Raw genomic sequence first — 6,636 nt, 5'->3', positions numbered from 1 at the left:
CGGCGGCGACCGCCCGCGCCGCCTCCCGCCGGGGCTCGGTGAGCCACGTCGCGTCCAGGACGACCGACTCGCCGTGACCGAGGGCGACGGCGGCGCGGCGCAGCAGCTCGTCGTAGGTCTCGTCGGTGTGGGCGGCGCTGTAGAGCCCGGCACCGACGGCGGCGGTGGCATCGGCGGTCGGGGCGAGACCGGCCAGTTCCTTTCGGACCACATCGCTGCGCAGCACGGTCGCGCCCAGGTGCTGCCCCGCCAGGTGCGCCACGGTCGTCTTGCCGGTGGCGGACAGACCCCCGACGACGACGAGCCGGACGCGGCCCCGATCGAGGTTGCGCCGGGTCTGGTCCAGCAGCGCGAGCGCGCTGCCCCGGGAGTGCTCGTCGCCCTGCTCGTGCCGCAGCGCGGCGACCTTCGCCCGGACCACGGCCCGGTACGCGATGTAGTGGTGCATCAGCGACGACGGGAACGCGTCGGCAGAGAACTCGGCGTAGGCGGGCAGCAGTTGCCGCGCCGCCGCCTCACCGCCGAGCCGTTCGAGGTCCATCGCGAGGAAGGCGATGTCGAGAGCGGCGTCGCCGTAGCGCAACCGGTCGTCGAACTCGAGACAGTCGATGATCCGGGGGCCGTCGTCGAGGCAGAAGATGTCGTCGGCGAGCAGATCCCCGTGCCCGTCGACGGCGCGCCCCGCGGCGATCCGCTCGTCGAGCAACCGCTCGCGGCCCGCGAGATAGCGGCCGGCCATGTCCCGGATCGCGGTGAGCAGGTCCGTCGCCTCCGCCCCGACGGGCAGCCGGTCGAGGTGATCCAGGCTCTCCCGCCACAGTCCGCCGAGGAACTGCGCCGTGGCACACTGGTCGATCGCCGGCTCGTGCGGCGACGCGGCGTGCAGGGCGGCGACCTGCCGCGCGACGGCGGTGACGACCGCGGCGACGGGCTCGCCGCGCTGCACCAGGGCGGCGAGGCGACGGTCGTCGGGCAACCGGCGCATCTCGACGAGGTGCTCGCACACCAGACCGTCGGGCCCGTGCACGTCGGCGACGCCGAGGTAGACGTCGGGGGCGAGACGCCGGTTGAGTTCGACCTCACGGTGGCAGGCCCGCTCCCGCGCCTGCCGGGTCCGGTTGTCGAGGAACCCGAGGTCGAGCGGCTTCTTGAGCTTGTGCACGCGGCCCCCGACGAAGAACACCACGGAGGTGTGGGTCTCCCGGATCGCCGCGTACGCCGGTTCGGATCGGTCGGTGCCGGTCACGGAGTTCCTCCCCGATGAAGCCTGTCGAACTTCGGTACGTTGCCCACCTTGCCTCAGCGTGGACCGGATCGCGCGCCGGCAGAAGTGCCGAAGGTCTCTCGTGTGGTTGCGCCGGAGCGGGCGGCCGATCCGCGGTACGTTTCATTCGGACTATCCGGGAATGGGGAGACATGAGCACGAACGGGCGGGACTCGGACATCGGCGGGCACCCGACGGTGGTTCTCACCGAGACGACGACACCGATCGAGCGCAGGTTGATCTCGCACTGGCTGCGGTCGGACGAGGTGCCGGCAGAGTACCGCGCGGACGGGCCGGTCGAGGAGATGGACCTCGACCCACGTCGTCTCGCGCAGGATCTCGTCGGCCGGGACGACGATCCCCTGGTGCTGCCCGTGGGAGTGGTGTGGTTGCCGGAGGCCCGCGACGGCGAGCGGCGGGTCCGGTTCTCCGACATCGTGGCGCTGACCAACCCGCGCAATCCGAACCGGTTCCTGCAGAAGTGGCTGGTCGGGCGTTCCCCCGACCGATTCCGGATCGTCCTCGCCGAGCCGGCACGGCTGAGCGAGTTGCGGTCCCGGCACCTCGCCGAGGACGGCGATCCGGCACCCGAGTCGTTCGCCCGGTTCGTGACCCACCGCGCGGTGGTGGGTCTCGATCGCGCCGAGCGGGCCGTCATCGGCGACCGGTACAAGGTGCCGAAGCTGGTGGCGGAGCAGATCATGGATTCGGCGTCGTTCCGGCGCCGGCTCGACGCGATCGGCACCGAGCACAACATCGCGCCCGAGGAGGTGCGGGCACGCGCGACCTCCGCGCTCGGGGAACTCGTCGCCGTCCAGTCCCGGCTGGTGACGGACCTGTTCACCGAGATGATGCGGCCGCTGCACTCCGCGGCGTGGACCGTGCACGCCGATGAAACGGGGCTGCGGAGTCTGCGCGACCTCAACCGCCGCTACCCGCTGGTGTTCCTGCCGTCGCACCGGTCCTACGCGGACGCCTTCGTGCTCGGCGACGTGCTGGCCCGGAACGACTTCCCGCGGAACCACCTCATGGGTGGCGCCAATCTGACGTTCTGGCCGATCGGTCCGATCGCCCGGCGCACCGGCACCGTGTTCATCCGTCGCAGCTTCGGTGACGACGCCGTGTACAAGGCGGCGCTGGAGGAGTACTTCGCATATCTGCTGACGAAGCGGTTCAACCTGGAGTGGTACTTCGAGGGGGGCCGCACCCGCACCGGCAAACTCCGCTCGCCCCGCTACGGCCTGCTCAACTACGTCGCGAACGCGATCCGGGGCGGCCGGGTGGAGGACGCGATGCTCGTGCCGGTCTCCATCACCTACGAGGGGCTCGCCGAGGTCGCGGCCGTCGCGGCCGAACAGACCGGCGCCCAGAAGAAGCCCGAGGGTCTGGCCTGGCTGGCGAGGTACGCGCGCAACCAGCGACGCCGCGCAGGCAACGTGTACGTGCGGTTCGGGGAACCGCTGTCGATGCGCTCGCAGCTCGCCGCGAGCGGGGACCCGGAGCTGTCCGGCGAACCCGCCGCGGACGAGACCGAATACACCGAGCGCAGCCGCAAGGCGCTGCAGAAGGTCGCGTTCGAGGTGGCCGTGGGCATCAACTGCCACACCCCGGTCACCGTGAACTGCCTGGTCACGCTCGCCCTGCTCGGTGTCCGGGACCGGGCGCTGACCCTCGACGAGGTGCGGGCGGTCATCGCACCGGTCCGCCGGTACATCGACGCCCGCGGGATACCGCAGGGCGAACTCGACGTCCTCGACGTCGAGGGCGGCCTGGAGAACGTCCTGTCCGCGCTGAGCGATGCCGGCGTCGTCACCACCTACGCCGGTGGGGACGAGCCGGTCTACTCGATCCAGCCCGGGCAGCACCTGGTCGCCGCGTTCTATCGCAACAGCGGCGTGCACTGGTTCGTCAACCGCGCCCTGATGGAGCTGGCGGTCCTCCACGCGCACGCCAATCCCGACCTCGACCCGGTGCGGGCGGCGTGGGAGGAGGCCAAGGCGGTGCGCGACCTGCTCAAGTTCGAGTTCTTCTTCCCCGACCGGGACCGGTTCGAGGCCGACATGCGCGACGAGATCGCCCTGCTGATGCCGTCCTGGCGTGACGCCCTGCCGGATGTGGAGCTGGCGCTGACCGCGCTGCTCGAAACCGGGTTCTTCATGGCGCACCGCGCGCTGCGGTCCTTCTTGGACGCGCAGCTCGTCGTCGCCGAACGCCTTGCCCGGCGTGACCCGGCCCTGCAGGTCGACCGCAAGACGTTCCTGGACGAGTGCGTCGCCGTCGGCCGGCAGATGCTGCTGCAGGGCCGGCTGTTCGGGCCCGAGTCGGTCTCGTCGGAACTGTTCGCGACGGCGCTGCAGCTTGCCGCCAACCGCGGGCTGCTGGAACGTGGAGGCGACGAGATCCGGCAGCGACGGGAGGAGTTCGCGGCGCAGCTGCTCGCGGTGGGTGAGCGGGTCCGGCTCGCCGAATCTCTCGACGTATCCAACAGAAAGGCGGAGCGGTGATCCTCGAGGAAGCGCTCGAGCGGGTGCGAACCGGGCCGAAGGGTCCGGAGATCGCGGCGTTCTTCGATTTCGACGGCACGATCGTCCACGGCTTCTCCGGCCTGCACTTCTTCCGCGACCGGTTGCTCGCCGGGAAGGTCGGCGCCGCCGAACTCGCCGCCACCATGCTCAACGGTTTGCGTGGCCACGACACCGAGGCGGACTTCGAGCGGTTCGTCGCGGTGGCGTTCAAGGCGTGGGGCGGGCACACCGAGGACGAGCTGTACGAGATCGGGCGCCGGTTGTTCGCGTCCACGATCGCCGGCCACATCTATCCCGAGGCGTGGCAGCTCATCCGGGCGCACCAGGCGGCGGGGCACACGGTGGTGATCGCGTCCTCGGCGTCGCGCTACCAGATCCAGGCGACGGCGGATGCGCTCGGCGTCGAGCACGTCCTGTTCAGCCCGCTCGAGGTGCGCGACGGGGTGCTCACGGGTCGGGTGGACGGAAAGTCGTTGTGGCGCAGCGGCAAAGCGCAGGCCGTGGCGGCGTTCGCCGAGGCGAACAACATCGATCGCGAGCAGAGCTACACGTATTCCAACGGGGGCGAGGACGCCGACTTCCTCGCCACGATGGGCAATCCGACGCCGACCAACCCGGACCGGAACCTCGAGCGCACCGCCGCCGCGCAAGGCTGGCCGATCCTGCGATTCAGGCCGCGCGGAACGCCGGGCACCAAAGAGGTGGTCCGCACCCTCGCCGCGTACGGCGGCCTGTTCGGCTCGGTGTGGACCGGTGTCGGCCTCGGCCTGCTCAACCGCAACAAGAAGGTGGCGCTGGACTCGATCGCCACCCTGGCGGGCGAGGTCCCGCTGGCCCTCGCCGGCATCGATGTCGACATCCGGAACGAGGCCAACGCCTGGTCACAGCGTCCCGCGGTCTTCATCTTCAACCACCAGAGCCAGCTCGATCCGGTGATCATGGCGCGGGTGCTGCGGCACAGCTTCACCGGGGTCACGAAGAAGGAGATGGCGAGCGACCCGCTGTTCGGGCTGGTGCTCCGCTTCGTCGGGGCCGCGTTCGTGGACCGGGCCAACACCGAGCAGGCGAAGGCGGCACTCGGTCCCGTGGTCGACACACTGCGCGAGGGCACCTCGGTGATCATCGCGCCGGAGGGCACCCGCTCCCTGACCCCGGAGATCGGCCGGTTCAAGAAGGGCGCGTTCCACATCGCCATGCAGGCGGGCGTCCCGATCGTGCCGGTGGTGATCCGCAACGCCGGGGAGGTGCTGTGGAAGCACTCCACGGTACTGCGGCCGGGAACCGTCGACGTGGTGGTTCTCGACCCCATCGACGTGAGCGACTGGACGCTCGACGAGCTCGGCGCGCGGGTCGCGGAGGTGGAGGACCTGTACCGGAAGACGCTCGCGAATTGGCCCGCATGACCGATGCGGGTGAGAACGGGGACGCGGCCGTGGGAGAACACGACCGCACCCCGGGCCACGGCAACGGCAACGGCAACGGCAACGGCAACGGCGGAATGTCGCCGACCCGGCGCCGGCGCCTCAAGTGGCTGCTCGGACTCGTGCTCGTCGTCGTCCTCACCGTCGAGGTCGTCCTCGTCTGGCCGGAGCTGAAGACCAGCGTCAGCAACCTCTCCGACCTGCGCTGGTGGTGGGTGGGCGCGGCAATCCTGGCCGCACTGACCGAGATGTCGAGCTTCGCGCGCGTGCAGCGCACCCTGCTGTCCGCGGCCGGGGTCACGGTGACGCAGCGCCAGTCCCTGTCGGTGGCGTACGCCGCGAACTCGATGAGCGTGACCCTGCCGGGCGGCCCGGTGGTGGCCACCACCTTCACGTACCGGCAGATGCGCAAGTGGGGGGCGAGCCCCGTCGTCTCCACCTGGCAGCTCGTGATGGCCGGTCTGCTGCAGGCGGCAGGACTGGCACTGCTCGGCATCGTGGGCGCGCTGCTCGTGGGCGCCACCACCAACCCGTTCTCGCTCATCTTCTCCCTCGGCGGGTTCGCGGCGTTCGTCGTGCTCGTGCAGTACGCGGCCAGCCGGCCCGATGCATTCGAATCGATCGGCATCATCGCGCTGCGCGGCGTCAACCGCCTGCGCAAGAAGCCGGCACAGGCCGGTGCCCGGGCCTGGAAACGCATCGTGGCTCAGCTGCGGGCGGTCCAACTCGACCGCACCCACGCCGCCCGGGCGTTCGGCTGGTCGCTGTTCAACTGGCTGTGCGACGGCGCGTGCCTCGCCTTCGCCGCGTACGCGATCGGCGGCAAGCCCAGCCTGGCCGGCATCGCCGTCGCATACGCCGCGGGGACCGCCGCCAGCCGCGCGATCCCCCTCCTGCCGGCTGGACTCGGCGTGATGGACGCCGTGCTCGTGCCCGCGCTGACGGCCAGCGGAATGACCGGCGCGCAGGCCCTGTCCGCGGTCGTCGTGTACCGGCTGGTGAGCTTCCTGATGATCGCGGCCATCGGCTGGGTGATCTTCGCCCTGCGCTACCGCGGGGCCCCGCCGGACGAGGAACCGGGCCCCGAACTCGACAAGCTGTGGCAGGACTGAGCCCCGCTCCGACACGCCGTGCCCGTCCGCCCGGATCACCCACGGAGCAGGCCCGCGGGCGCTAGCGTCGACAGTCTGAAACCGAGGAAAGGTACGTCAGTGACTGAGGACGCAGCGGTGCGCACGAGAGAGGTCTGGTCCGGCCGGTCGGTGTTCATTCTCGCCGCCATCGGCTCGGCGGTCGGACTGGGCAACATCTGGCGCTTCCCGTACATCGCGTACGAGAACGGCGGCGGCGCATTCATCGTGCCGTATCTGGTGGCCCTGCTGACCGCGGGCATTCCCTTGCTGTTCGTCGACTACGCGATCGGGCA

The 6,636-nt window shown here is 70.7% G+C and carries 4 protein-coding genes and 1 pseudogene; 4 read left to right on the top strand and 1 reads right to left on the bottom strand.

Features of this window, described 5'->3' with window-relative positions:
• Positions 1-1,246, bottom strand: a 1,246-nt coding sequence (locus OEY_RS0110930; protein WP_010593917.1) for a bifunctional aminoglycoside phosphotransferase/ATP-binding protein, incomplete at its 3' end; no start/stop codon positions are given.
• Between the two features lie 170 nt (positions 1,247-1,416).
• Here OEY_RS0110930 and OEY_RS0110925 point away from each other — a divergent pair.
• From OEY_RS0110925 to OEY_RS28310, 4 genes and pseudogenes are all read left to right on the top strand, one after another.
• Positions 1,417-3,768 (top strand): glycerol-3-phosphate 1-O-acyltransferase, encoded by a 2,352-nt coding sequence (locus OEY_RS0110925; protein ID WP_010593916.1) that lies wholly within the window; start codon positions 1,417-1,419, stop codon positions 3,766-3,768.
• Positions 3,765-5,192, top strand: a complete 1,428-nt coding sequence (locus OEY_RS0110920; RefSeq protein ID WP_010593915.1) for an HAD-IB family hydrolase — start codon at positions 3,765-3,767, stop codon at positions 5,190-5,192. The genes OEY_RS0110925 and OEY_RS0110920 overlap by 4 nt, the downstream gene beginning before the upstream one ends.
• A complete protein-coding gene (locus tag OEY_RS0110915) occupies positions 5,189-6,322 on the top strand; it encodes a lysylphosphatidylglycerol synthase transmembrane domain-containing protein (RefSeq protein WP_010593914.1) in 1,134 nt (377 codons plus the stop codon). Before OEY_RS0110920 ends, OEY_RS0110915 begins: the two co-directional genes overlap by 4 nt.
• A gap of 99 nt (positions 6,323-6,421) precedes the next feature.
• Positions 6,422-6,636, top strand: a pseudogene (locus tag OEY_RS28310) (sodium-dependent transporter); the annotation flags it as partial.

The sequence above is a fragment of the Rhodococcus sp. P14 genome, assembly GCF_000256505.1.
Taxonomy (GTDB): Bacteria; Actinomycetota; Actinomycetes; order Mycobacteriales; family Mycobacteriaceae; genus Rhodococcus; species Rhodococcus ruber.
Note: the sequence above shows the minus strand (reverse complement) of the source record. Positions and strands in the feature narration are given on the sequence as shown.